We start from the raw sequence: 26,154 nt of genomic DNA, 5'->3' as shown, positions 1-26,154 counted from the left end.
AAGAAACCCCGGATGCTGGGGAAGACATCCGGGGTCAACTCAAAGCCCTTTAGCGGACTCTGTACGGCGATCCAACGCTACCGGAGCAAAGCAGCGTTCGAACACCCTATAAAGTCTGACGAGACACTCAGGCAAAGGTTCCCTGAGGTTGATGTCGGTGTTGCAAGGCCGCGATCACACAAGGCTGCAGACGCCCCTCGACGATCTGCAGGTCGCGGTGCAGACCGTCGACCAGATCGACCAGCAAGCGTTGCTCCTGTAGCTGGCGCACACTCACGGCGCGGCGCAACACCTCGTTGCCCTGCGCATCGAGCAAGGTGAGTTGGCGATTGCCGCGCGCATCTACTTCGTCGAGGCGGGTGTGATAAGGGGACAGGGCATCGTTGAGCAGGGAGCAGATTCTTTCCATCCGGCGTACTCGCTTTGTCGGGGACCTATCGGAACTGACCGCCAGGCACTTCGGAAAGTTCGCCCGCACGCGCCTGTATCAGCGAGCATGCGTGGGCAACATGACCGTTTCGATATCCCGCCCGGAGTTCCTGCGCGGCGGCCGACGCAGCCGCTGCAATGCCGCCTGCAACCCCCTCACCGACAACGGCCAGGGCAATTGGGCAACCACCCACTGCCCCTGACGCTGGGCCTCGACCGCGAGATCAGGGCCGCGCACAGGGGGATGTCCGACGAACAGCAGCGCACGCGCCTGGCCTTGCCGGGTCACGTGTTTCAACAGTGCCTGGGCGCTCAGCGCCGGCATGCCATGGTCGATGATGAGCATGTCCAAGGCTTGCATCTGCGCCATGCTTGCCTTGGCGCTGGCCAGATCGCAGGCGATGCGCACGTTGAAAACCCCCAGGGCATTGCAGGCCTGGTGCAGGGCGATCTGCTGGGCGGGACGAGACTGGACGATAAGAATGTTGAGCCGGTGCATGAGCCGCTCCTGAGGGCTGCGAACCCTGATGGACAGGGCGCCCACTCTAGAAAAGCAGCATAGGGACTCAAATAGGAAAAGCCTGAAAAGACGAAGGATGATTCTGTAATTAAAAGAACCGCTCAAACGCAAACGGGGCAAGCCGATGTTCCGACTTGCCCCGCCCAATGCTCTCGAGTGCCGCGTATTACAGCGGCTTGCCTCGGTTGCCGTGCTGGCTGACGAAGGCCTGGACCACCTTCAGGTCATTGGCCAGGACCGTGCAACGCTCCTCGCGGCTGAACAGGTCGCTCAAGTGCGCCGGCAACTCGAGGGCCTTGCCGACACCGGCCTTCTCCACCGCTTCGGGGAATTTGACCGGATGCGCGGTGCCCAGCACCACCATCGGCGTGTCCAGGCTGCGACGGCACTCGCGAGCGGCCTTGACGCCGATTGCGGTGTGCGGATCAAGCACTTCGCCGGTGGCCTTGAACACCTCGGCGATGGTCTCGCAGGTCTGCTCGTCGCTCACCGCCAGGGAGTCGAACAGCTTGCGCGCCTCGGTCCAGCGATCCTGCTCCACGCTGAAACCGCCACCTTGCTTGAAGTTGGCCATCAACTCGGCGATCGCTGCGCCGTTGCGACCGTGCAGGTCGAACAGCAGGCGCTCGAAGTTGGACGAGACCATGATGTCCATCGACGGCGACAACGTTGGGTGCAGGGCATCCTTGACGTACTGGTTGCCGCTCATGAAGCGGTGCAGGATGTCGTTGCGGTTGGTGGCCACCACCAGTTGGCTGATCGGCAGGCCCATGTTGCGTGCCAGGTAACCGGCAAAGATGTCGCCAAAGTTGCCGGTCGGGACCGAGAACGCGATCGAGCGCGCCGGGCCGCCCAACTGCAGTGCTGCATGGAAGTAGTAGACGATCTGGGCCATGATCCGCGCCCAGTTGATCGAGTTGACCGCCACCAGGCGAGTGCCCTTGAGGAAGGACTGATCGGCGAAGCTGGCCTTGACCATTTCCTGGCAGTCGTCGAAGTTGCCTTCGATGGCGATGTTGTGGATGTTGTCACCGAGGATGGTGGTCATCTGCCGGCGCTGAACTTCCGACACACGCTGGTGCGGGTGCAGGATGAAGATGTCGACGTTGTCGCAACGGCGGCAGCCTTCGATGGCGGCAGAACCGGTATCGCCGCTGGTGGCGCCGACAATCACCACGCGCTCGCCACGCTTGACCAGCACGTGGTCGAGCAGACGGCCGAGCAGTTGCAGGGCGAAGTCCTTGAACGCCAGCGTTGGGCCGTGGAACAGTTCCATCACCCACTCGTTGCCATTCAACTGGCGCAGCGGCGCCACCGCGGCATGGGCGAAGGCACCGTAGGTTTCCTCCAGGATCTTCTTGAAGTCGGCGTCGGCGATGCTGCCGGTGACGAACGGGCGCATCACCCGGAAGGCCAGTTCGTGGTACGGCAGGCCGGCCCAGGACGCGATCTCTTCCTGGGTGAAGCGCGGCAGGTTCTCCGGCACGTACAGGCCGCCATCACTGGCAAGGCCAGCCAGCAGGACGTCTTCGAAATTCAGGGCCGGCGCCTGGCCGCGAGTACTGATATAGCGCATTGTGCAAACCTTCGGTTCTGGGCGCGGGCCGCCGTCGCGGCCCGCCGCTGAATTAATTGAGCTGTTCGACGCGGATGCGCACGACGTTGCCGACCACATCCTGCAGGGCTTCAAGGGCGACGATAGCATCGTTGATACGCTGCTCGACCACGCCGTGCGTCAGCAGGATCATCGGCACCAGGCCGTCCTGCTCCTCGGCTTCCTTCTGCATGATCGACTCTATGTTGATGCCACGCTCGGACAGGATGCTGGCGACCTGGGCCAGCACGCCTGGGTGATCCTTGGCCTGGATACGCAGGTAGTAGGCACTTTCGCAAGCCTCGATCGGCAGGATCGGGTGCGCCGACAGCGAATCCGGCTGGAAGGCCAGGTGCGGAACGCGGTTTTCCGGGTCGGAGGTCATGGCACGCACCACGTCGACCAGGTCGGCGACCACCGACGAAGCGGTCGGCTCCATGCCGGCACCGGCACCGTAATAAAGCGTAGACCCTGCAGCATCACCGTTGACCATCACCGCGTTCATCACGCCGTTGACGTTGGCGATCAGGCGGTCGCTCGGGATCAGCGTCGGGTGCACGCGCAGCTCGATGCCGTCGGCGGTACGGCGGGCCACGCCCAGGTGCTTGATGCGATAGCCCAGGGCTTCGGCGTAGTTGACATCGGCAGTGGTCAGGCGGGTGATGCCCTCGGTGTAGGCCTTGTCGAACTGCAGCGGAATACCAAAGGCGATGGAGGCCAGGATGGTCAGCTTGTGCGCAGCATCGATGCCCTCGACGTCGAAGGTCGGATCGGCTTCGGCGTAACCCAGCGCCTGGGCTTCGGCCAGCACGTCAGGGAAGGCACGGCCCTTTTCACGCATTTCGGTGAGGATGAAGTTGCCGGTGCCGTTGATGATCCCGGCCAACCAGTTGATGCGGTTGGCCGAGAGGCCTTCGCGGATCGCCTTGATCACCGGGATACCGCCGGCAACTGCCGCCTCGAAGGCCACGATCACGCCCTTTTCACGGGCCTTGGCAAAAATTTCGTTGCCGTGCACGGCAATCAGCGCCTTGTTGGCGGTGACCACGTGCTTGCCGTTCTCGATGGCCTTGAGCACCAGATCGCGGGCAATGGTGTAGCCACCGATCAGCTCGATGACGATGTCGATTTCGGGGTTGGTCGCGACTTCGAACACATCAGCGGTAATGGGGGTACCGGTAATCTGGCAGTTCGGGTTCTGCGAGCGCATGGCAATCTGAGCCACTTCAATACCGCGCCCGGCACGGCGGGCAATCTCCTCGGCGTTGCGCTGAAGTACATTGAAGGTACCGCCACCGACGGTCCCCAACCCACAGATGCCTACTTTGACCGGTTTCACTGTGAACTCCCCATTGAACGGCCGGCACCTGCGCCGACCGTGAAACATGCCGTCACCCCATGACGACGGCGTATTGAATGAATTACTTGGCGGCGTGCGCCTGGCCGGCCAGGGCCAGCTTGGCCACCTGCGGTGCCGGCTGGTAGCCCGGGATCACCTGGCCGCTTTCAAGCACGATCGCTGGCGTGCCGTTGACACCGATCGACTGGCCGAGCTGGAACTGCTTGCTGACCGGGTTGGCGCACTTGGCCGCCTTGATTTCCTTGCCGTCGACCATCTTGTCCATCGCCGCACGGCGATCGCTGGAGCACCAGACGGCCTGCAGTTGCTCGTCACCCGGCGAGCCCAGGCCCTGGCGCGGGAAGGCGACATAGCGCACTTCGATACCGCGCTTGTTCAGCTCTGGCACTTCGGCGTGCAGCTTGTGGCAGTACGGGCAGGTCGTGTCGGTGAACACGGTGATGTGCGATTTGGTTTCGCCCTTGGCCGGGTAAACCACCATCTCAGCCGCAGGAATGCCGTTGATCAGCTTGGCGATACCCTGGCGTTCGGTTTTCTCGGTCAGGTTGACCGGCTTGCCATCCTGGATCTGGTACAGGTAGCCCTGCATGACGAACTGGCCGTCTGCGCTGGCATAGAGCACGCGACCGCCCTGCAGCTTGACTTCGTACAAGCCGCCGACCGGGCTGCTGGCGACGCTTTCGATCGGTACTTCCAATTCCAGGGTCTTGAGTGTGTTGCGAATGGCCTGCTCGGCACCGGCAGTGACGTCGGTGGCCGCAGCAACGGCAAAGGTACTGGCCAGCGCCAGGGCGGCGGCGGCAAAAATCTGGGTCACGCGCATGGGGTACTCCTGAAGGCGGACGGGGACCGGAGGACGTCGCCTGCGGAAAAATCGCGGCGACCGGGCGGTCCCTGGTGCAAACCGCTCAAGCCTACCACATCAGGCCGCAGCGAAATCACTGTCTGATGGCCGCCGGGCGGAACATGAAAATCATTCATCCACGCGGATGGTGCTGGGCGTGCAACTGCTGCAAACGTGCCTTGGCGACGTGGGTGTAGATCTGCGTGGTGGAAAGGTCGCTGTGCCCCAACAGCATCTGCACCACCCTCAGGTCGGCCCCGTGATTGAGCAGATGCGTAGCGAATGCATGGCGCAGGGTGTGCGGTGACAGCGGCTTGTCGATCCCCGCCACGCGGGCGTGATGCTTGATGCGGTGCCAGAAGGTCTGGCGGGTCATTTCCTCGCCCCGCAGGCTGGGGAACAGCACATCGCTGGGGCGCCCGTTGAGCAGCTCGGCCCGGCCGTCACGCAGGTAGCGCTCGATCCACAGCACCGCCTCCTCGCCCATCGGCACCAGGCGCTCCTTGCTGCCTTTGCCCATCACCCGCAGCACGCCCTGGCGCAGGTTGACCTGATCGAGGGTCAGGCTCACCAGCTCGGTGACCCGCAGGCCGCAGGCGTAGAGCACCTCGAGCATGGCGCGGTCGCGCTGGCCGATGGCTTCGGCCAGGTCCGGCGCCTTGAGCAACGCTTCGACATCCGCTTCAGACAGGGACTTGGGCAAAGGCCTACCCAGTTGCGGCATATCGACCTGCAAGGTCGGGTCGACACCTATGAGCTTTTCCCGCAGCAGATAACGATAAAAACCACGCACTCCAGAGAGAAAACGTGCAGTGGAACGCGGCTTGTAACCCTGATCGAAGCGCCAGGCAAGGTGGTCGAGGATCGAATCGCGACCTGCATCGGGCAACGTCACGCCACGCTCCTGCAACCAGCCATTGAACAGGGCCAGGTCGCTGCGGTAGGAAACGCGGGTGTTGTCGGACAGGCCTTTTTCCAGCCAGAGGGCATCGAGAAACTGATCGATCAGGGGGTGGTCCAGGGCGGGCATTCGGAGGGCTGCTGGGTGTTGAAAGTGGGCTAGTGTTTCACAGACGCATAATTGTTGTCTGTATCGGCCTCTTCGCGGGTAAACCCGCTCCTACAGGGATCGCGTAGCACCTGTGGGTTTCCCCGCGAAAGGGCGCGCACTGGAGAACTCAGGCCTGGGCCAGTACTGGCACCGGCCGCTTGTCCTCGTCGATGGCGACGAAGCTGAAAACCCCATGAATCGCACGCTCGCGGCCGTCGAGGTACATGTTCTCGACGAACACATCGACCTGTACCTGCAAGCTGGTATTGCCCACCTTGATCACGCTGCCAACCAGCTCGACGATCGAGCCCGCCGGGATCGGGTGCTTGAAGTCGATGCGGTCAGTGGACACGGTCACCAGCGGCAGGCGGCAGAAACGCGTAGCGGCGATGAACGACACCTCGTCCATCCAGGCCAGCGCGGTGCCGCCGAACAAGGTGTTGTGGTGGTTGGTGGTGTTGGGGAAAACGGCCTTGGTCACGCGAGTGATCGACAGCTCGGTACGCCGCTGGATTTCCTGATCTCTTGGGGTGGTGGTCATGGGGTACTCACATTGCAAGGGAATGGCAGCGGAGCGACCCGCGAAGCAGGCAACACCAATACCACAGAATGCAAAAAAGCAGCCCGAAGGCTGCTTTTTCTCTCGCAAGGTGGCCGAAGCCACCGGTCAAACTGCACTCAGGACAGTTTTTCCTTGATGCGAGCGGCTTTGCCGGACAGGTCGCGCAGGTAGTACAGCTTGGCTTTACGCACGTCACCACGACGTTTCACGGCCAGGCTGTCGATCTGTGGGCTGTAGGTCTGGAAGGTACGCTCTACGCCAACGCCGCTGGAGATCTTGCGCACGGTGAAAGCGCTGTTCAGACCGCGGTTACGCTTGGCGATAACAACGCCTTCGAACGCCTGCAGACGCGAGCGATCGCCTTCCTTCACTTTAACCTGAACGACAATGGTGTCGCCTGGTGCGAAGGTCGGGATTTCCTTGCTCATCTGCTCGGCTTCGAGCTGCTGGATGATCTTGTTGGTCATGCTGTGCTCCTAAGATGGATAACTCGATCCACCATCGATACGTTAACTATCGTCCCGCTCGCGGAGGTATTCCTCGAGCAGCTTCTTCTCTTCTCCAGAAAGCGAGCGACTTTCCAGAAGATCGGCGCGTCGTTCGAAGGTCCTACCAAGGGACTGCTTCATTCTCCAACGCCGGATGTGTGCATGGTTGCCACTTAGCAACACGTCGGGTACACGCTGATCCGCATACACCTCAGGTCGGGTGTAGTGCGGGCAATCCAGCAGACCATCGGTGAAGGAGTCTTCCTCCGCCGAGTCCACATGCCCTAAAGCTCCGGGCAGCAGCCGCGTAACCGCATCGATCAGTACCATGGCCGGCAGCTCGCCACCGGAAAGTACATAGTCACCAATCGACCACTCCTCATCGACATGAGCTTCGATAAAACGCTCGTCGATGCCTTCATAACGACCGGCGATCAGGATCAACGATTCCTGTTCGGCCAGGCCTTTGACCGCCTGCTGAGTCAGCTTGCAGCCTTGTGGCGAGAGGTAGATCACCTTCGCCGATGCTCCGGTTGCCTGCCTGGCACTGGCCAGGGCGTCTTCCAGAGGCTTGATCTTCATCACCATGCCCGGACCACCGCCAAACGGCCGATCATCCACCGTGTGGTGGCGATCAGTGGTGTAGTCCCGTGGGTTCCAGCAGGTCACTTGCAGCAACCCCTGTTTCACCGCACGACTGGTAATGCCGTACTCCGTGATGGCCGAGAACATCTCGGGGAACAACGTGACGACTTCTACTCGAAGGTTACCCATCGTCTAGAAATCCGCGTCCCATTCGACTCGCATCACACCTGCTTCCAGGTCGATTGCCAGCACACATTGCTCCGTATAGGGCAACAGACGCTCGCGATCATCCAGGCTGCCTGCGCAAGGCTTGACCACCATTACATCGTTCGCACCGGTCTCCAACAGGTGATCGACCTTGCCGAACAGTTGTTCGTCCTGGTTGATGACCTTCAGGCCCTGCAACTGGTACCAGTAGTACTCGTCGGCGGCCAGGTTGGGCAAAAGGCTCCGCGCAATGCAGATTTCGTAACCGCTCAGAAGACGGGCTTCATCGCGATCGTCGAGGCCTTTCAGTTTCACGACCAGGCCCTTCTGGGAGCCACGACCGCTGACCAGCTCGACCTGCTTTACCTTGCCTTCGTGCCGAAGCGTCCAGCGCGGATAATCCAACAGGTTTTCAATCGGATCGGTAAAGGAATACACCTTCACCTCGCCGCGAACGCCGTGAACCGAAAAAATCTTGCCAACGACGATGAGGTCGTCAGCCTTTTCTGGCGTCGCGTTCATACTGCTCAGGCAGCAGCCTTGGCAGCGTCCTTCAGCAGCTGAGCAACACGCTCAGACGGCTGCGCGCCCTGGCTCAGCCAGTAGGTGACGCGTTCCTGGTTGACCGACAGCTTGACTTCGGCGCCCGAGGCGATCGGGTTGAAGAAGCCAACGCGCTCAACGAAACGGCCGTCACGGGCGTTACGCGAGTTGGTCACGGTCAGGTGGTAGAAAGGGCGCTTTTTCGAGCCGCCACGGGCCAGACGAATGGTTACCATGTGAACATCGTTCCTATAGTCGGTACTGCAGTCAGTGCTGCAAATCTGAATGCCAAATAGGCACACGGGTGCCCAAAAGGCCGCATATTCTCAGGGAATACACGGACATTTGCAAATGGCTTTTTCGCAAGAGCCATGCAAAGCAATCCAGACCTGCCGCTTAAGCCGCTGTTTTGCGGCGCTTTCCCGCCAAGGCGGGGTCTGCCTGGCCGCCTATCAAGGCGACCAAGCGGATTCGGTTACAGCTTCGGCATGCCGCCGCCCGGCAGCATCCCGCCCAGGCCACGCATCATCTTGGCCATGCCGCCCTTGGCGGAGAATTTCTTCATCATCTTCTGCATCTGCTTGTGCTGCTTGATCAGCCGGCCGATATCCTGCACCTGCGTGCCGGAACCCAGGGCGATACGGCGCTTGCGCGAACCGCTGATCAGGTCGGGGTCACGGCGCTCGGCAGGGGTCATGGAGTTGATGATCGCTTCCATCTGCTTGAATTGCTTCTCGGCCGCACCCTGCGCGTTGCCCATCTGCGACAGGTTGACGCCACCGATGCTGGGCAGCTTGTCCATCAGGCCACCCAGGCCGCCCATGTTCTTCATCTGCTGCAGTTGGTCGCGGAAGTCTTCGAGGTCGAAGCCCTTGCCCTTCTTCAGCTTCTTGGCCAGCTTGTCGGCCTTGGCCTTGTCGATGTTCTGCTCGGCCTGCTCGATCAGGCTGAGCACGTCGCCCATGCCGAGGATGCGCGAGGCGATGCGGTCGGGGTGGAAAGGCTCGAGGGCTTCGGTCTTCTCGCCCATACCGATGAACTTGATCGGCTTGCCGGTAATGGCGCGCACCGACAGCGCGGCACCGCCACGGGCATCACCATCGACCTTGGTCAGCACCACGCCGGTCAGCGGCAGCGCCTCACCGAAGGCCTTGGCGGTGTTGGCGGCGTCCTGGCCGGTCATGGCATCGACCACGAACAGCGTCTCGACCGGCTTGACCGCTGCGTGCAGGGCCTTGATCTCGTCCATCATGTCGGCGTCGATGTGCAGACGGCCGGCGGTATCGAGGATGACCACGTCGATGAACTTGATCTTGGCTTCGCGAATCGCCGCCTCGGCGATATCGACCGGCTTCTGGCTGATGTCGGACGGGAAGAAGGTCACGCCGATGTCGTTGGCCAGGGTTTCGAGCTGCTTGATCGCCGCCGGGCGGTAGACGTCGGCGGACACCACCATGACGGTCTTTTTCTTGCGGTCTTTCAGGAAGCGCGCCAGCTTGCCGGCAGTGGTGGTCTTGCCCGCGCCCTGCAGGCCTGCCATCAGTACCACGGCTGGCGGAGCGGCATTGAGTGCGAGGTCTTCGTTGGCCGCGCCCATCAGGCTTTCCAGCTCGGCCTGGACGATCTTCACGAACGCCTGGCCCGGCGTCAGGCTGCGCGACACCTCGGTGCCGACCGCACGCTCCTTGATGCTGTTGACGAAGTCCTTGACCACCGGCAGGGCGACGTCGGCCTCGAGCAGGGCCATGCGCACTTCACGCAACGTGTCCTTGATGTTCTCTTCGGTCAGCTTGGCCTTGCCGGTGACATGGCGCAGCGTCTGTGACAGGCGGTCGGTCAGGTTTTCGAACATGGTGATCCTTTCAGGCCCAATAAAGCCGAGGTTGTTCAGGTGCCCTGGCGGATATCCACACGCGAAGGGCACAGCAAGCCGCGCATTATAACGGAGAGCGGCGGTGGCGCACACCTTGGTGCCGAGCGGTGATCGGGGGGCCGTTCGCGGGCAGCCCGCGCCCAAGAAACTCAGGGGCTGCAGGAACAGGCTTGGCCGCGAAAAGGCCGAGGCGGTCTGCAGTCTTCCTAGGCAACCGCGTTCTATGCCAAACTTCCCTCCTTTAAGGGCTCGCCTACCAGGACCTATGCTCTCCTCACCCAGCCTCATCCCCAACCTGATCGCAGCCATCCTTTATATTGCCGCGACGGCCTATCAAGGTTCGCGCCTGGCACAGGGTGCCAAGGTCGACAAACGCCTGCTCGGCCTGCTGGGCGTGATTGCCGTTGTCGCACAGACCTGCGCCCTGTTCTTCCAGTTGCTCACCCCGCTGGGCCTGAGCCTCGACTTCTTCAGCGCCGCCAGCCTGATCGCCACCGCAGTGATCGCCCTGACGTTGCTCGCCTGCCTGAGCATTCCGGTGGAGAACCTGCTGGTGCTGCTGTTCCCGCTGGGGGCAGTGACGGCGCTGCTGGCACAGTTCGCACCGGCGGGCACCGTGCCGCTGGTCAATGAAGAACCCGGCATCCTGGCGCACATCCTGCTGTCGATCCTCGCCTATGGCCTGTTCACCATCGCCGTGGTCCAGGCGTTGCTGCTGTTGCTCCAGGACCACCAGCTCAAGCACAAGCACCCCTCGGGGCTGATCCGCAACTTCCCTCCACTGCAAACAATGGAAAGCCTGCTGTTCGGCTTTCTCTGGGCGGGCTGGATCTTCCTGTCGCTTTCGCTGATCTCCGGTTGGCTGTTCTTCGAGAACCTGTTCGCCCAGCACTTGGTACACAAGACCTCGCTGTCGTGCCTGGCCTGGATCGTGTTCAGCGTCCTGCTGTGGGGGCGCAATCGCCTGGGATGGCGCGGGCACAAGGCGATCCGCTGGACCCTGGCGGGCTTCTGCCTGCTGATGCTGGCCTATTTTGGCAGCAAGCTGGTTCGCGAATTCATCCTGCACATCTGACGGGCAATCATGGACACTTTGCCGTACGCCCCGCTGCTCGGCACCCTGATACTGGCGCTGCTGTGGTCGGCGCTGTTCAGCGCGGTCGAGGCCGCCCGCCAGCAGCTCAACGGCCACGCCCGCGCCGGTGAAGCCGAACAGCCCACCCTGCCCGCCCAGGCCTTGGTGCTCTGTGCCAGCCTGGGCAGATTGCTGGTGCTGGGCCTGGCATGCCTGATCGGCCAGCGCTACAGCGGCGAGCATGGTTTCTGGCTGGCCGGGCTGTGCGCCACGCTGGCACTGCTGGTGCTGACCGAATACCTGCCAAGGCGCCTGGCCCGGCGCAACCCACAGGCCTATGTCAGCCTTGGCGCCAGCCTGCTCAAGCTGCCACTGGCGGCACTGCAGCCTGTGGCCTGCCTGCTCGACGGCACGGCCAAGCTGATCCTGCGCCCATTGCGCGTACAGCCCAACGCCGTCGCCCTGCACCCACAGGATGAAGACGCCCAGGATGACGACGAGCCCCACGAACCACCACGCCAGGGCCTGCTCGAGGGCCTGCAAGCGCTGGACAAGATTACCGTCAACGACATTCTGGTCCCGCGCAACGAAGTCGACGGCATCAACCTCGACGACCCGATCGAACAGGTCATCGAACAGTTGATCCTCAGCCGCCACACCCGCCTGCCCGTCTATCACAACGACATCAACCAGGTCGAAGCGATCCTCAACACCAAGCTCATCAGCCACCTGCTGCCACGCGCCGAACTGACCCTGGAGAAGCTGCAGGCCGCCTGCTACGAGCCCTACTTCGTCCCGGAAAGCACCCCGCTGCAAATGCAACTGCTGAACTTCCACAAGCAGCAGCGGCGAATGGGCGTGGTCGTGGACGAGTACGGCGAAGTGCTGGGGATCGTAACGCTCGAAGACATCCTTGAAGAGATCGTCGGCGAGTTCGAGGACGAACAGAGCCTGGACAACCCCCATATCCATCCCCAGCCCGATGGCCGCTTCATCATCGAAGGCACCGCCTCGCTGCGCGAGCTCAACCGCAGCCTGGGATGGCACCTGCCCTGCGACGGCGGCCCGAAAACCCTCAATGGCCTGGTCACCGAAGCACTGGAAAGCATCCCGGCAAGCGCGGTATGCCTGAAAGTCGGACGCTACCGCCTGGAAATCCTCGAAACCGAGGACAATTGCGCCAGTAAGGTACTGGTCTGGACCGTAACCCGATAGCTATACTCGGGCCACGCTTACCCAGCCCTGCCGTCCCGCCTGCTACCCGCACCCGGCGCCCCACGGCCAGTCCGCCTCACTGACGTGCCAGCAGCCCTGCGTCCTACCCCGAGCAGCGCCCGCTCCCTGCCACCCCTTGGGCCCTCGTCAGCCTGGCGAACCACAACAATACGCTGCGGCCCGCCTGCTCGGCCGCGCGAACGACTGTTCAGGGACCTACGCATGACAACCAGCAGCACCTACGCCGAGCCTGACTCGGCGACCCCGGTCAATTCGCCCGCCCGGGTCGCCACCGCCAGCTTCATCGGCACCGCCATCGAGTTCTACGATTTCTACGTGTACGCCACGGCCGCTGCGCTGGTGATCGGGCCGGTATTCTTCCCGTCCGGCTCAGGCACCGCGCAGATGCTGGCAGCCTTTCTCACCTTCGGTATCGCCTTCCTTGCCCGACCGCTGGGCTCGGCCTTGTTCGGCCACTTCGGTGATCGCATCGGGCGCAAGTCGACCCTGGTCGCGTCATTGCTGCTGATGGGCGTATCCACCACGCTGATCGGTGTACTGCCAGGCTATGACAGCATCGGCGTGTGGGCACCGATCATCCTTTGCGTGCTGCGCTTCGGCCAGGGGCTGGGGTTGGGCGGCGAATGGGGTGGCGCGGCCCTGCTCGCCACCGAGAACGCACCACCCGGCAAGCGCGCCTGGTTCGGCATGTTCCCGCAGTTGGGCCCGTCGATTGGTTTCCTCGCCGCCAACGGTCTGTTCCTGACCCTGGCACTGGTGCTCAGCGACGAGCAGTTCCGTGAGTGGGGCTGGCGCATTCCGTTCCTGCTCAGCGCTGCCCTGGTGCTGGTGGGGCTGTACGTACGCCTGAAGCTCGAGGAAAGCCCGGTGTTCGCCAAGGCCGTAGCCCGTCAAGAGCGGGTGAAAATGCCGGTTGTCGACCTGTTCGCCAAATACTGGATGCCCACCTTGCTGGGCGCTGCGGCGATGGTGGTGTGCTACGCACTGTTCTACATCTCCACGGTATTCTCGCTGAGCTACGGCGTGTCGACGCTGGGCTACAGCCGCGAAACCTTCCTCGGCCTGCTGTGCTTCGCCGTGGTGTTCATGGCCCTGGCTACGCCGCTGTCGGCCTGGCTGAGCGACCGCTATGGGCGCAAGCCGGTGCTGATCGTCGGCGGCCTGCTGGCCATTGCCTCAGGCTTCACCATGGAACCCCTGCTGACCTCGGGCTCCACTGCCGGCGTGGCGCTGTTCCTGGCGATCGAACTGTTCCTGATGGGCGTGACCTTCGCACCGATGGGCGCGCTGCTGCCTGAGCTGTTTCCGACCCACGTGCGTTACACCGGGGCCTCGGCGGCCTACAACCTGGGCGGCATCGTCGGCGCCTCGGCGGCACCGTTCTTCGCCCAGCAACTGGTGAGCATGGGCGGTTTGAGCTGGGTGGGGGGATATGTGTCGGTGGCGGCGGTGATCAGCCTGATTGCCGTGCTGTGCCTGAAGGAAACCCGCCATACCGAGCTTTGAGCAGTTGAAGCAAGCCCGCTCCTGCAGGAGTCTGCAGGAGCGGGCTTGCCCGCGAATGGGCTGCTCGGCAGCCCCGTGCGATCTCAGATCAGAACTCGACCTTGACCGCCTGCGAAGCACGGGTCGCCTTGGCCCGTGCCGCTTCGACCGACTCGTCGCGGGCCAGGCACACGCCCATGCGGCGGGTGCCATTGATTTCCGGCTTGCCGAACAGGCGAATGGCGGTGTCTGGCTCGCTCAGCGCTGCGCCCAGGTTGGCGAAGCTGGTCTGCTGTGACTGGCCCTCGGGCAGGATCACTGCCGAGGCCGACGGTCCGAACTGACGCACCACCGGGATCGGCAGGCCGAGAATCGCACGGGCATGCAGGGCGAACTGCGACAGGTCCTGGGAAATCAAGGTGACCAGACCAGTGTCATGCGGACGTGGCGACACTTCGCTGAACCACACCTGGTCGCCCTTGACGAACAGCTCGACGCCGAACAGGCCACGGCCGCCCAGCGCATCGGTGACGGCCTGGGCCACACGCTGCGACTCGGCCAGCGCCTTCGGACTCATCGCCTGAGGCTGCCAGGACTCCTGATAGTCGCCCTTCTCCTGGCGGTGACCGACCGGCGCGAGGAAGGTGGTGCCGCCCACGTGACGCACGGTCAGCAAGGTGATTTCGTACTCGAAATCGATGAAACCTTCGACGATCACCCGGCCCTTGCCGGCACGCCCGCCTTCCTGGGCGTAGTCCCAGGCTTTCTGCAGGTCGGCATCGCTGCGCAGCAGGCTCTGGCCCTTGCCCGACGAGCTCATTACCGGCTTGACCACGCACGGGTAGCCAACATCGGCCACGCCCTTGGCAAAGTCTTCATAGGTGTCGGCGAAGTGATAGGGCGAGGTCGGCAGCTGCAGCTCTTCAGCCGCCAGGCGACGGATGCCTTCACGGTTCATGGTCAGCTGGGTGGCGCGGGCGGTCGGCACCACGTTGAAACCTTCGTTTTCCAGCTCGACCAGCGTAGCGGTGGCGATGGCCTCGATTTCCGGCACGATGTAGTGCGGTTTTTCAGCTTCGATCACCGCACGCAGGGCGACGCCGTCGAGCATGTTGATCACATGGCTACGGTGCGCGACCTGCATGGCAGGCGCGTTGGCGTAACGGTCAACAGCGATCACCTCGACACCCAGGCGCTGCAGCTCGATCACCACTTCCTTGCCCAGTTCGCCGCAGCCACACAGCAGTACGCGGGTCGCAGTCGGCGACAATGGGGTTCCGATACGGGTCATTTCAGGTCCTCGAAGGCGTCCGGGGCGCGCCGGCTGGTGCTGCCCGCTGAAAAAGGACCGGTATTCTACATCAATCGGGCGCGGATCAACCCACCGCCAGCGCGCGTCGCGCCCGCCATGCCATGATCAGCCAGACCGCCGTTACACCGGCGAACTTCGAGGCCATCGCCGTGCCGATCACGGCAGGCGTCAGCGCACCGATCATGCCGAAGAAGATGAAGGTGTCCACCGGAATACTCAGCGCCGAGCTCAGCCACAAACGGTCACGCAGGGGCCTGCGGGTGACGCTGAACACCAGCCAGTCGATCAGTTCGGACACGAAGAAGGCCGTAGCACTGGCCAGGGCGATGGCCGGCTCCGAAGTCGCGTAGGACAGCACCAGCGCCGCCAGCATCGCAATCAGCGCGCCATGCCCGTAACGGGTCTGCACCATGTCGCGCAGGATGAACACCAGACCGCCCCAGGCGGACCAGATCACGTCCAGGTGCGGGGCACTGGAGAAGGCGTAGTTGATCAGCACTACGCTGCTTATGTAGGCAATGAGATAGAACATGGCGGGTAGTCTGTGGGCAAGCCGCACAGATTACCTTTGGGCAGTTCGCGGGTAAACCCGCTCCCACAGGTACAACATCAGCTTCAAGGGCGGCGTGATCCCTGTGGGAGCGGGTTCACCCGCGAAGAATCCAACGCGGTGGATGGCACCGGCTGTGCCGGTGTTCGCGGGCATGCCCGCTACCACAGGGTTCTGCATCAGACTAGAGGATGAGGCCAGCCTCTAGTGCCCTTTCGTGGCAAAGCTTGATCACCGCCCGGCGCTCGTCATTGTCCATCCGCGCCCATCGGGTGATCTCCTGCACCGTACGCTGGCAACCGATGCAGATGTCCTGCTCATCCAGCGCACAGACGTTAACGCACGGCGAAGCGACCGGCCGCTCGTCAGTCTTCATCGACCACCAGCTCCCGCGCATAGCGCTCGGCGTTGTGCACATAGTGCGCGGCGCTGGCTTCGAGCATGCGCATCTGCTGCTCGGTCAGCTCGCGCACCACCTTGCCTGGCGAGCCCATCACCAGCGAACCGTCGGGAATCTCCTTGCCCTCGGGGATCAGCGCATTGGCGCCGATGATGCAGTGCTTGCCGATCCGCGCACCGTTGAGGATGACCGCATTGATGCCGACCAGGCTGTAGTCGCCGACGCTGCAGCCATGCAGCATGGCATTGTGACCGATGGTCACGCCCTTGCCCAAGGTCAGCGGCGAACCCATGTCGGTGTGCATCACCGTACCGTCCTGGACATTGCTGTCCTCGCCGATGTCGATCAGCTCGTTGTCGCCGCGCAGCACGGCGCCGAACCACACACTGGCCCGGGCCTGCAGGCGCACCTTGCCGATCAAGGTGGCAGTGGGCGCGGCCCAACTGCTGGGATGGGCTTCGACCCGCAGGTCGCCCAGGCGGTATTTCATGTCATGTTCCTCACGGTTGGACGCGGTCGGCGGGTGAGCCCCGCTCAGTTCTGGATAAAGCGCTCTGGCGGCTGGTGCAGGCTGATACCGGCATCGAACAGCACGTTGACCAACTCGACGATCATGATCGCCGACAGCCCCCAGATCTTGTAGTCGCCATAACGGTAGCTGGGCACGTACCAGCTGCGCCCCTGGTAGTCGATGCGATGGGTGTGGTCGCGTGGGTCCTGGCGAAAGAACGACAGCGGGACGTTGAACACCGCTGCGATTTCGGCATCGTTGGGCTGGTACTCGACGTAATCCGGAATCAACCCGACGAACGGCGTAACCTTCAGTCCGTGCAACGAAATCAGCGGGCTCAGCGGGCCGATCACCTCGACCAACCCCGGCGGCAGGCCGATTTCCTCCTCGGCTTCGCGCAGGGCGGTGAACACCAGGTCCGGGTCTTCCGGATCGCGGCGCCCTCCCGGAAAGGCCACCTCGCCACCATGGGTGGAAAGCCCCTTGGCACGCAAGGTGAGCACCAGCTCGGGCTCATCGCTACGGGTAATGGGCAGCAGCACCGCCGCCTCGGGAAAACGGCGATCCGCCTCCAGTGACGCGGGGGTATGGTTGCTCATTCGGCGAAGAAGCTCGTCCAGCATTACGCACTCTCGATTCCAAGGCCTGCCTTGCATGATGCACCAAAGCCGCGAGGCACCCAAGCCCCGACGGCTTGCGGCAACCCCGCCGGCCGCGCCAAGATAGCGGCTCACACAGGAATAAAAGCATGAAATTCTGCAGCGCGTGCGGCCAACCGGTCATTCAGCAGATTCCCGAGGGCGACAGCCGCCTGCGGTACGTCTGCCCCTCCTGCCAGACCATCCACTACCAGAACCCCAACATCGTCGCAGGCGTCTTGCCCGTCTGGGGCAGCCAGGTGTTGCTGTGCCGCCGCGCCATCGAGCCGCGCCGCGGCTTCTGGACGCTGCCGGCTGGTTTCATGGAGAACGGCGAAACCCTCGACCAGGCCGCGCGCCGCGAGACCGTCGAGGAAGCCTGCGCACGCGTCGGCCCGACCACCCTCTATCAGTTGTTCGACCTGCCGCACATCAACCAGGTGCATGTGTTCTTCCGCGCAGAACTGGCCGACCTGGACTTCGACGTGGGTGTGGAGAGCCTGGAGGTGCGCTTGTTCGAGGAGCATGAAATACCCTGGAACGAACTGGCTTTCCGCACCGTCACGCGGACACTAGAATGCTATTATCGCGACCGCATCGGGCAGCAGTACCCCATAGGCCATGAATACCTGCCGCCGATGAACGTTTCGTCGTCCACCTAGCTACTTCAGGATACGTTTCATGCGCTGGTTGCTTGCCCTCTTCTGCTTGTGCGTTGCATCGGTGTCCCAGGCGGCGTTCACCGAGACCATCATTCGCAAGCCCCTGCCCGCGACCACGTCGCAGGGCACGCAGCCCCAGGCCAGGCCTGCGCAAAGCAGCAGCCAGCCGCAGATCGACAAGGTGCTGGTGCTCAAGTCAGAGCGGCGCCTGCAACTGATCAGCCGCGGCGAGCCATTCAAGACCTACCGCATCTCCCTGGGCAAGCAACCCAAGGGCGCCAAGGAGCGCGAAGGCGACAAGCGCACCCCTGAAGGCTTCTACTGGCTCGACTGGCGCAAGGTCAGCGACCGCTACAACCTGGCCATGCACATCTCCTACCCGAACATCAGCGACGCCGCCAAGGCGCGCCGCGAAGGGGTCAATGCCGGCAGCATGATCATGATCCACGGCACACCGATCAACGAAGAATACCCGGAGTGGTATTTCCACACCCTCGACTGGACCGAAGGCTGCATCGCCATGCGCAACGACGACATGCGTGAAGTGTGGAGCATGGTCAAGGACGGCACCATGATCGAGATTCGCCCCTGAGCCTGCGGGCTCCCTGCACCTTCCACTGCTGCGCTGCAGGGCGCCCACCTGAGGAAGGCGGCGTAGCCTGACGGGGCGGCGTCCTACATCTACAGCAAATCCTCAGAATATCCCGACTCAAAAACGTTATTTGCCTGATACCCAAGCAGGCAACGTACCGCATCCAAACGACTGTTCGAATTTTTAGAATCCACGCAAACGAGTACGCGAACCGTACGACCTCTGCGGAATTCTTCCATGGCGAACACCCCGTTTCCGGCTATTTGTCGCTCTATCACCCATGCATTGCTCGCGCTGCTGACCAGCTCGGTTGCCCTTGCAGCCGATCCCGCCAGCGAGCAACTGCGCGACCAGCAACGCGAGCTTCAGCACCTGCAGCAACAGCAGCGACTGGAGCAATGGCAGCGCCGCTCTGCCCCGCAAACACTGGAGCGCCAGGCGCCATCGGCAGCGCCTGCAGAGCAATGTTGGCCGGTCAGCGGCCTGCACCTGAGCGGTAACAGGCGCGTCACCAACACCGCCCTCGAACAGAGCCTGCGGCCCCTGCTGCACGGTTGCATGGGGCCGGCGGACATCAACCGCCTGCTGCTGGCCATCACTGAACGCTACGTCCAAGCCGGATATCCCGCAAGCCGCCCTTACCTGGCGCGCCAACCAGGTGCTGGCATGCCCCTCGATATCGTGATTATCGAAGGATTCGTCGAAAGCATCGTACTCGACAACGCGCTGCCGCTGTCACTGGCCAGCGCCTTCCCCGGCATGCTCGGCCAGCCCTTGCACCTGCCTGACCTGGAACAAGGGCTGGACCAGTTGAATCGCCTCAGAGCCTATGATCTTGGCGCCAACGTGCGACCCGGCGACCTGCCTGGCGGCACCCACATCCAGATCGAACCACGCCACATCAGCTCGCGCTGGCACCTGGACAGCCGTCTGGACAATCGCGGCAGTGCACTCACCGGCCGCCACCGGCTGAGCCTCACGCTGGGCCTGGACAGCCCCTTGAGCCTGAACGACGACCTGCGCATTTCGCTGCTGTCGACGGTATTCGACGCGCCAGGTCGCAGCCAGGGCGCCAGCCTCTACTACAGCCTCCCCTATGGTCCCTGGACCTTCGCCCTCAACGCCAGCCAACTGCAATACCGCGCGCCGCTGCCCGGCAGCCAGATCGGCAGCCACGGCAACAGCAGCCTGCAAGGCCTGAGCGTCGAGCGCATGCTCTGGCGCAATCAACAAGGCATGCTCAACGCCAGCCTGCGTCTGGATCACAAGCGCGTGGCCACCTGGTTCGGCCCGCTCAAGGTCGCCCAGCAAAGCCCGGTGCTGACCACCCTGGAAGCCGGCATCAACCTGTTCTGGCTCGAAGCCGGCCTGTGGAACGCGTACCTCGGCATCGCCCAGGGCGTCGACTGGCTGGGTGCCGACCGCGAGCCGCTTGGACGCAAGAGCGCCGAGCCCGGGTTTCGCAAGTACCGCGCCACGCTTCTGTACCTGAACCAGGGCAAGTGGCGCTGGCAGAGCGAGCTGAACTTGCAGTACAGCCCCGACCGCCTGCCCGCCATCGAACAGCTTGCCCTCTCCGACGACCTGGCCGTGCGCGGCTTTCGCCAGCACAGCGTCTCCGGCGCGAGCGGCGCCGTGTGGCGCAACACGCTGAGCCGCCCCCTGTCCGTCGCCCTGCCCCTGGAAATCCGCCCGCACCTCGGCCTGGACCTGGGCTGGACCCGTTTCGACCACGGCAGCAGCCCACAGCGGATGGTCGGCGCCACCCTGGGCGTGATGCTGAGCACCCCGAGCCAGCGTCTGCGCCTGGACTACCAGCGCGCGCTGAGCTCCAGCGACCTGCCGCGCGGCAGCCTGGAGCCCGGTGTCTGGGTGCTCGAATGGAACCTGAGTATCTGATTCACCCACAACAAGAGAGACAAGCCCGTGAACGACACCAAAAAACTGCATGTCCCGACGTCGCCCAATGCCTTGCGCTGGAGCATCTTCCTGACGCTGATGGCCACCTCCCCGACCCTGCTCGCCCAAGGCGGGCTGCAACCGACTCCCGGCCCGGCGGGAACACCACTGATCAACAACGCCCATGGCGTACCGGTAATCGACATCGTCGCCCCCAACGCCAGCGGCCTGTCGCACAACCAGTTCCTCGACTACAACGTCGGCCAGGCGGGTGCGGTGCTCAACAACGCCCTGCAATCGGGCCAGTCGCAACTGGCTGGCGCCCTGGCCGCCAACCCCCAGTTCCAGGGCCAGGCCGCCTCGACCATCCTCAACGAAGTGGTCAGCCGCAACGCCTCGCTGATCGAAGGCCCCCAGGAAATCTTCGGCCGCCCCGCCGACTACATCCTCGCCAACAGCAACGGCATCACCCTCAATGGCGGCAGCTTCATCAACACCACCCGCGCAGGTTTTCTGGTCGGTGATGTCCAGCTCGAGGACGGTCGCGTGCGCCTGCTTGACTCGATGAGCGCCAGCGGCGCGCTGAACGTGCTCGGCGGGGGCCAGAGCAACGACGGCGGCGCACTCGAACTGATTGCCCCGCGCATCGACAGCAAAGGTACGCTCAACGCCCGCGACGACCTGCAATTGACTGCCGGGCGCAACCGCATCGACGCCACCAATGGCCAGGTCGTCGAGCACCTGCCAGGCACCCCGGCAAGCATCGACGCCAGCCTGTTCGGCGCCATGCACGCCGGCCGCATCCGCGTGGTCAGCACTGCCGAGGGCGCTGGCGTGCGGGTCGGGGCGATTGCCATGCACGGTCGCGACGGCATCGACATCCAGTCCGCCGGCAGCCTGCATATCGGTGACAACGGCCCGCATAGCGCCGTACTGCGCAGCAGTCAAGGTGACCTCAACCTCAATGCCAGCGGCGACCTGAGGCTGCAGGCCGTCACGGGCCAGGGCAAATCGATCGACGTCAATACAGGGCAGAAACTCACGCTGGACACCGCAGCCCAGGAGAACATCGAGCGTGAGCGCAAGGCCTGGGACAAAAAATGGTTGTTCGTCACCACCGAAACCTATGAAAGCAACACCACCACAACCCAGCACGCACTGCAGGGCACGCAACTGAAAGCCGATGACCGCCTGGCGCTCAAGTCCGGCGGCGACATGCAACTGCAAGCGGCCAGCCTGCAAGCCGGTGGCGCACTCGCCCTCGACAGCGCGGCCAACCTGAACATCGAAGCAGGCAAGGAGAGCGGGCGTGTCGAGGAGCAGGTTCGCCATCGCAAGCATCTGTGGCGGGGTGACAGCGACAGTGACCACTATCAGGAAACCGCCAAAGCCAGCGATCTGCGAGGCGCCGAGCTGACCGCCAAGGCCGGTGGCACGCTCAAGGTGCAAGGCAGCCACCTGCACAGCGAGGGCGATATGACCCTGGCCGGCCAGCAGGTCGAGATCACCACCACGGCCCTGGACAAGCGCGGCACGCAACGCGACTACCGCGGCGACCTGGTGTCCGGCAGCTTCTTCGGCGACCGCGAGGGCAAGGACGACACCGCGCGGCAGGTCGCCGGGAGCACCATCACCTCGGGCGCCAACCTGAACGTCACCGCCGGGCAGGTCAGGGTCAAGGGCAGCACCATCGCCAGCGAAGGTGAATCGGTGCTCTACAGCAACAACGGCAACCTGGCGATCGAAGCCGACCACAACCGCTCCAGCACCACCGAAAAACAGAGCGACAGCAAGCTGTTCGGCCTGATCGGCCACGACCGCAGCCACAGCAGCCAGCAGGAAAAAGTGCTGGCAAGCGACGTCAGCTCGAAAAGCGACCTGCGCCTGGCCAGTGCCGAGGAACTGCGCATTGAAGGTGCCAAAGTCGAGGCTGGCAAGCAGCTCAAGATCGAGGCCAAGGGCGATCTGATCGTCGAAAGCGCTCAAGCGCGCAGCGACAGCAAGACCGACGAACAGCAGCGCATCCTCACCGCCCACGCCCGCCAGACCACCGAGGCCAACGGCGACAAGCCCGGTTCACGCCAGTATGAAGCCGGGGTCGGCTACGCAGTGGTCAACCGGCACAGCGAGCAACGCGCCACCGAGCAGGTCGCCAGCGAACTCAAGGGCGCGACGGTCGAGCTGCACAGTGACGCGCACTTGCAGGTCAACGGCTCGAAGGTCAAGGCCGATACCGGCGACCTCAACCTGCAAGGGCAACAGATAACGCTTGGCGCCACCCGCAACGACCAGCAGACAGACACCCAGACCACCCACAGCGGCGGCAGCCTGGCCGTGACCGGCGGCATCGACCGGATCGGCAGCCACTTCGAAGGGCATCATCGGAAGGAGAACGTGCGTGAGCGCGACAGCAAGGTACAACGCAGCGAATTGCAGGCAGGAGGCGATGTGAAGATCGGCACAGCAAAGCTGGTTACCGAGGCCGCCCGCGTCGAAGCCGGCAAGGCCCTGGTGGTCGAGGCCAACGAGATCGAAAATCGTGCCGTACAGGATGTGCACGAACGCACTCAGCGCAACGACAACTGGCGCGGCACCCTCGGTGCCAGCCTCGAGTACCGCGACCTGACCCGACCGATCGAGCGCCTGGTACTTGGCGAGGAAGCTGCGCGCTTCCAGCAGGCATCGCCCGAGGACGCGATGGTCGCGCCCAGCGTCGGCGGTGACATGACCGTGGAGCATCTCAAACGCCTGGAGAACCAGCGCCGCGGGATCGCCCAGGTCAGCGAGTTGTCGGGTGCCAGCGTCAAGGTCCAGGCCGAGCGTATCGACGACCAGGGCACCGCCTGGCGTGCCAATCAAGGGCTGCTGGCGATCAGCGCCAATCAGCATCACCAGCGCGCGGCAGTCGACGAGCAATCCCATGGCGTCGAGCAACTGGCCGTTGGTGGCGATGCCAGGGTCGACACCAGTACCGGCCAGGACCTCAATGTACGGGCCAGCGGCAAGGGCGGCTCGTCGAGCAGCGTGCAAGACGTACGCACTGCGCGCGTCGGCAGCCTTTATGGGCAAACGGGCATCCAGGTCCAGTTGGGCGCCGACGGCCTGTACGAAGGCAGCCACTTCAACGCCGGCAACGGCGACCTCAGCATCACCAGCAACGGCAAGCTGCTGCTGACTCAGGCCAACGACCAACACAACGAGCACACACGCCAGACCGACGGCAACGCCTGGGCCAAGGTCGGCAACCGCCCCGGCAGCACTGGCATCGAAACCCGCGGCTATCTCGACCAAGCCGAGCGCCAGAAACAGCAAAGCAAGGCTCAAGTGGCGCAGATCGACGCCAAGGGCAAGGTCGTGCTCGCCAGCGGCGGCGACCTCATCCTCGAAGGCACCCGCATCGGCAGCCGTGAAGCGCCTGTAGCCGGTATCGAACTGGACAGCGCCGGCCTGCTGCAGGTCAAGGCGGCCCATGACAGCCAACAGGCCACGGGGCGCAACCTGGGTGGCGGTCTGGAAGTCGCTGCCAAGCTCGGCACCGGCAAGGGCGGCGCCCTCGGCGGCCACTTCGCCAACGGCAAGCTCGACGAGCAGGCCAGCCAGGCCGTCGATGCCCACTTCAACACTCAAGGCAAACTGCTGATCAGCAGCCGCGCCCGTGAAGATATCGCCCTGCATTTGCAGGGGCTGCACGCCTCGGCCAGCGAGATCAAGCTGCACGCCGGCAACGGCGGCATGCTGGTCGAAGCTTCGGGCAACACTGAAAAACGCGACAATCTCGACATCACCGCCGGTGCCGGCTTCAGGCTCAACAGCGGCGAGACGCCAGACAAGGATATCCGTGGCCTGCACGGCCGGGTGCAGATCAACCTCGACAAGCGCGACAACCAGACCTGGAATGCCAGCACCCTGCGCGCCGAGCGCATCGAGCTGGCGAGCCAAGGCGACACCCGGATCGAGGGTGCAAGCCTGGATGCACAAAAGGTTCGCGGCGACATCGGTGGCGATCTGTTGCTGGCCAGCCGCAAGGACAGCGTCGACACCCTCACCGTCAAGGTCGATGGCCGCCTGAGCCACGAGAAGAACCCCCAGGGTTATCTCGATGCTGCCGGCGCCCTCTCCGGCCCTGCGGCGGGCAAGGTCACCGAGAAAGTCGGCCCGACGCTGTCCAAGGTGGACCCGAAACTCTCGCCGACGGTAAAGGTCGAGGTGTCCCACACCCAGCGCGACACCGTCGCCCACCAGGCCAGGATCAAGGGCAATGAAGGCGTCGAGTTGAACGTCGGCGGCCAGGCACGCCTGGTCGGGGCACGGATACAGTCCGGCGCTGGAGATGTCGATCTGCAAGCCCAGTCGGTCAGCCGCGAAACGCTCACGGGTCGTGACTACCAGCGCAACGTCTCCGTGGACTTCTCCAACTCACCGGTCGACATAGGGACGGCCATTGCCGAACTGTCCAAGAGCAAAGGCGCGGCGGACGGCGAAAATGCGCTGGACCTGGGGCTGCTGCGCACCAGTGGGCATAGCCGCAGTGAAGAGTGGGTATCGAGTGTCGGGAGCAAGGGCGGGCGCTGATACCTGGAAGATAAGCGCTGGACCAGCCCGCGTTGACCGCTGATAAAAACGCGGAACAATGCTCTGTGGGAGCGGACCCAACCGTACAGGTGAATAGTCGGGTGCCCCACAGAGCGTTCTGTAAACTCGAAAAATCAAAGCCTCAAATGCTTACAGCCAGCGATTCAAAAGCTATTGCGAAAAACACACTGACTTGAGGCGAATGACCGCAGTGGTATCCGCGCTATCACCCACGCTTAGGTAAAAACCTAAGCAATTACGTAGTTCGGTGAAACCAACAGGCACTGCGCCCGCAGGAACAGTGATTGTAATTGTTCCGGCGTCCGGTGATGCCTCGACCCGCGGATACTGAGGCCCACCTAAGTCATAGCGAGCACTCAAATATACACGGGTAGCATTCGACTGAACGAGATAAAACTCAAGCGTAACTGTCAGTGGATTTACAAGTGGAGTTTTGAAGCTACTGAGACCTAAGAATAATTGGTTTTTATGGCCATTACTTAAAAAGGAATCAGTCCACTGAAGTTCACGATTATTACCCAACTGGAGAACTTGAGCCTGGGGATAAAGTCCTCGAGGGTAAATGTCCAACATTGGAGTCAAGCGGTGCTGCGTAGTAGAAGGGTACTGCCCCGGTTGTGCCTCAGAGAAATCGTCACAAACGCCGGTCTGTACCGTCAGCCCCCAAACCTCAGATTCCGGATTAGCGCCATACAGCCCTCTGGCCTTGAGGCTGTAAGCCTTCGCAGCCAGCCCAGTGAACGTACTCGTCCATGCCCCAGTGGGCCCTACAATTTCAGTTTTCAATACTGTAGCGCCATCAAGAATCTCCACCCTCTGCCCCGCTGACGCCTGCCCGCTCAAGGTCAGCGTCGTCGATACAGTCGAGCCGCCTCGCGGCACAGCTTTGCCTTTATAGTCCGTCACCGAATCAATGGTCGGTGTCACCGCTACCAGCTTCTCGAGCGTGTAAGCCGCAACCGGGAACGCCTTTGCCGAGGCCTCGTTACTCGCCCCGTCGAACGCCACCGATACCGTGACTGAAACCTCCGACTCGTGCTTGAGCCTCTCCAGCTCCGTACGCAGCACCGCGACATCCAGCCCCTGCCCCACCTGGGCCTCGGTTACCGCCTGAGCCGAGGCCGCATAAAACCGATGCGCCGAAC

At 63.1% G+C, this 26,154-nt stretch carries 23 protein-coding genes and 2 pseudogenes; 7 read left to right on the top strand and 18 right to left on the bottom strand.

Going from position 1 to position 26,154, the window contains the following annotated elements:
- Positions 1-127 precede the first annotated feature (127 nt).
- From F6X62_RS14600 to ffh, 12 genes are all read right to left on the bottom strand, one after another.
- Positions 128-409, bottom strand: a complete 282-nt coding sequence (locus F6X62_RS14600; protein ID WP_153773965.1) for a DUF3509 domain-containing protein — start codon at positions 407-409, stop codon at positions 128-130.
- A gap of 78 nt (positions 410-487) precedes the next feature.
- Positions 488-928 (bottom strand): response regulator, encoded by a 441-nt coding sequence (locus F6X62_RS14595; protein WP_153773964.1) that lies wholly within the window; start codon positions 926-928, stop codon positions 488-490.
- Between the two features lie 187 nt (positions 929-1,115).
- Positions 1,116-2,525 carry a threonine synthase gene (thrC, locus tag F6X62_RS14590; RefSeq protein WP_153773963.1) on the bottom strand — a complete coding sequence of 470 codons (1,410 nt, stop codon included), beginning with the start codon at positions 2,523-2,525 and terminating at the stop codon, positions 1,116-1,118.
- Positions 2,526-2,577: 52 nt separating this feature from the next.
- Complete coding sequence (locus F6X62_RS14585; RefSeq protein ID WP_054895086.1) at positions 2,578-3,882, bottom strand: homoserine dehydrogenase; 1,305 nt, start codon at positions 3,880-3,882, stop codon at positions 2,578-2,580.
- 82 nt (positions 3,883-3,964) lie between these two features.
- Positions 3,965-4,726, bottom strand: coding sequence for a DsbC family protein (locus F6X62_RS14580; RefSeq protein WP_153773962.1), 762 nt, complete (start codon positions 4,724-4,726; stop codon positions 3,965-3,967).
- A gap of 154 nt (positions 4,727-4,880) precedes the next feature.
- Positions 4,881-5,777 (bottom strand): site-specific tyrosine recombinase XerD, encoded by an 897-nt coding sequence (gene xerD / locus F6X62_RS14575; RefSeq protein ID WP_054895088.1) that lies wholly within the window; start codon positions 5,775-5,777, stop codon positions 4,881-4,883.
- 148 nt (positions 5,778-5,925) lie between these two features.
- Complete coding sequence (locus F6X62_RS14570; protein WP_063543306.1) at positions 5,926-6,339, bottom strand: acyl-CoA thioesterase; 414 nt, start codon at positions 6,337-6,339, stop codon at positions 5,926-5,928.
- A 137-nt stretch (positions 6,340-6,476) separates the two neighbouring features.
- Positions 6,477-6,827, bottom strand: a complete 351-nt coding sequence (gene rplS / locus F6X62_RS14565) for a 50S ribosomal protein L19 (protein WP_023629812.1) — start codon at positions 6,825-6,827, stop codon at positions 6,477-6,479.
- A gap of 42 nt (positions 6,828-6,869) precedes the next feature.
- On the bottom strand, positions 6,870-7,622 hold the full coding sequence (gene trmD / locus F6X62_RS14560) for a tRNA (guanosine(37)-N1)-methyltransferase TrmD (protein WP_153773961.1): 753 nt from the start codon (positions 7,620-7,622) through the stop codon (positions 6,870-6,872).
- Positions 7,623-7,625: 3 nt separating this feature from the next.
- Positions 7,626-8,162, bottom strand: coding sequence for a ribosome maturation factor RimM (gene rimM, locus F6X62_RS14555; protein ID WP_054895624.1), 537 nt, complete (start codon positions 8,160-8,162; stop codon positions 7,626-7,628).
- A 5-nt stretch (positions 8,163-8,167) separates the two neighbouring features.
- Positions 8,168-8,419, bottom strand: coding sequence for a 30S ribosomal protein S16 (gene rpsP / locus F6X62_RS14550; protein ID WP_008094480.1), 252 nt, complete (start codon positions 8,417-8,419; stop codon positions 8,168-8,170).
- A 239-nt stretch (positions 8,420-8,658) separates the two neighbouring features.
- Entirely contained in the window at positions 8,659-10,035 is a 1,377-nt protein-coding gene (gene ffh / locus F6X62_RS14545) for a signal recognition particle protein (protein ID WP_153773960.1), read from the bottom strand.
- 286 nt (positions 10,036-10,321) lie between these two features.
- Between ffh and F6X62_RS14540 the strand changes: the two genes are divergently transcribed.
- From F6X62_RS14540 to F6X62_RS14530, 3 genes are all read left to right on the top strand, one after another.
- Positions 10,322-11,131 (top strand): inner membrane protein YpjD, encoded by an 810-nt coding sequence (locus F6X62_RS14540; RefSeq protein WP_054895622.1) that lies wholly within the window; start codon positions 10,322-10,324, stop codon positions 11,129-11,131.
- Positions 11,132-11,140: 9 nt separating this feature from the next.
- Entirely contained in the window at positions 11,141-12,346 is a 1,206-nt protein-coding gene (locus tag F6X62_RS14535) for a transporter associated domain-containing protein (RefSeq protein WP_054895621.1), read from the top strand.
- A gap of 222 nt (positions 12,347-12,568) precedes the next feature.
- Positions 12,569-13,873: an MFS transporter gene (locus F6X62_RS14530; protein ID WP_063543298.1), complete on the top strand. Its 1,305-nt coding sequence runs from the start codon at positions 12,569-12,571 to the stop codon at positions 13,871-13,873.
- An 88-nt stretch (positions 13,874-13,961) separates the two neighbouring features.
- On the opposite strand, the gene purT is transcribed toward F6X62_RS14530, so the two are convergent.
- The 5 genes from purT to F6X62_RS14505 form a co-directional block, all read right to left on the bottom strand.
- Complete coding sequence (purT, locus tag F6X62_RS14525; RefSeq protein ID WP_054895619.1) at positions 13,962-15,143, bottom strand: formate-dependent phosphoribosylglycinamide formyltransferase; 1,182 nt, start codon at positions 15,141-15,143, stop codon at positions 13,962-13,964.
- Between the two features lie 85 nt (positions 15,144-15,228).
- Positions 15,229-15,696, bottom strand: coding sequence for a VUT family protein (locus tag F6X62_RS14520; protein ID WP_065863171.1), 468 nt, complete (start codon positions 15,694-15,696; stop codon positions 15,229-15,231).
- A gap of 202 nt (positions 15,697-15,898) precedes the next feature.
- A complete protein-coding gene (locus F6X62_RS14515) occupies positions 15,899-16,090 on the bottom strand; it encodes a DUF1289 domain-containing protein (protein ID WP_063543296.1) in 192 nt (63 codons plus the stop codon).
- The gene (locus F6X62_RS14510) at positions 16,080-16,604 is read right to left on the bottom strand and encodes a gamma carbonic anhydrase family protein (RefSeq protein WP_153773959.1); all 525 of its coding nucleotides are present in this window, start codon (positions 16,602-16,604) and stop codon (positions 16,080-16,082) included. The genes F6X62_RS14515 and F6X62_RS14510 overlap by 11 nt, the downstream gene beginning before the upstream one ends.
- A 44-nt stretch (positions 16,605-16,648) precedes the next feature.
- Complete coding sequence (locus F6X62_RS14505; RefSeq protein ID WP_153773958.1) at positions 16,649-17,248, bottom strand: CoA pyrophosphatase; 600 nt, start codon at positions 17,246-17,248, stop codon at positions 16,649-16,651.
- A gap of 125 nt (positions 17,249-17,373) precedes the next feature.
- Between F6X62_RS14505 and F6X62_RS14500 the strand changes: the two genes are divergently transcribed.
- The 4 genes and pseudogenes from F6X62_RS14500 to F6X62_RS14485 all read left to right on the top strand — a co-directional run bounded on the left by F6X62_RS14500 (position 17,374) and on the right by F6X62_RS14485 (position 24,988).
- Complete coding sequence (locus tag F6X62_RS14500) at positions 17,374-17,925, top strand: NUDIX hydrolase (RefSeq protein ID WP_063543294.1); 552 nt, start codon at positions 17,374-17,376, stop codon at positions 17,923-17,925.
- 172 nt (positions 17,926-18,097) lie between these two features.
- Positions 18,098-18,517, top strand: a pseudogene (locus F6X62_RS14495) (murein L,D-transpeptidase family protein); the annotation flags it as partial.
- A 237-nt stretch (positions 18,518-18,754) separates the two neighbouring features.
- The gene (locus F6X62_RS14490) at positions 18,755-20,416 is read left to right on the top strand and encodes a ShlB/FhaC/HecB family hemolysin secretion/activation protein (protein WP_153773957.1); all 1,662 of its coding nucleotides are present in this window, start codon (positions 18,755-18,757) and stop codon (positions 20,414-20,416) included.
- 27 nt (positions 20,417-20,443) lie between these two features.
- Positions 20,444-24,988: a hemagglutinin repeat-containing protein gene (locus F6X62_RS14485; protein WP_256674040.1), complete on the top strand. Its 4,545-nt coding sequence runs from the start codon at positions 20,444-20,446 to the stop codon at positions 24,986-24,988.
- Positions 24,989-25,159: 171 nt separating this feature from the next.
- Here the strand turns inward: F6X62_RS14485 and F6X62_RS25205 are convergent.
- Positions 25,160-26,154: pseudogene (locus tag F6X62_RS25205) on the bottom strand (hypothetical protein); the annotation flags it as partial.

This window comes from Pseudomonas sp. MNR3A (assembly GCF_009650575.1).
GTDB classification, from domain to species: domain Bacteria; phylum Pseudomonadota; class Gammaproteobacteria; order Pseudomonadales; family Pseudomonadaceae; genus Aquipseudomonas; species Aquipseudomonas machongensis.
The sequence above is the reverse complement of the archived record's forward strand: the minus strand, read 5'-3'. Positions and strand labels throughout refer to the sequence as shown.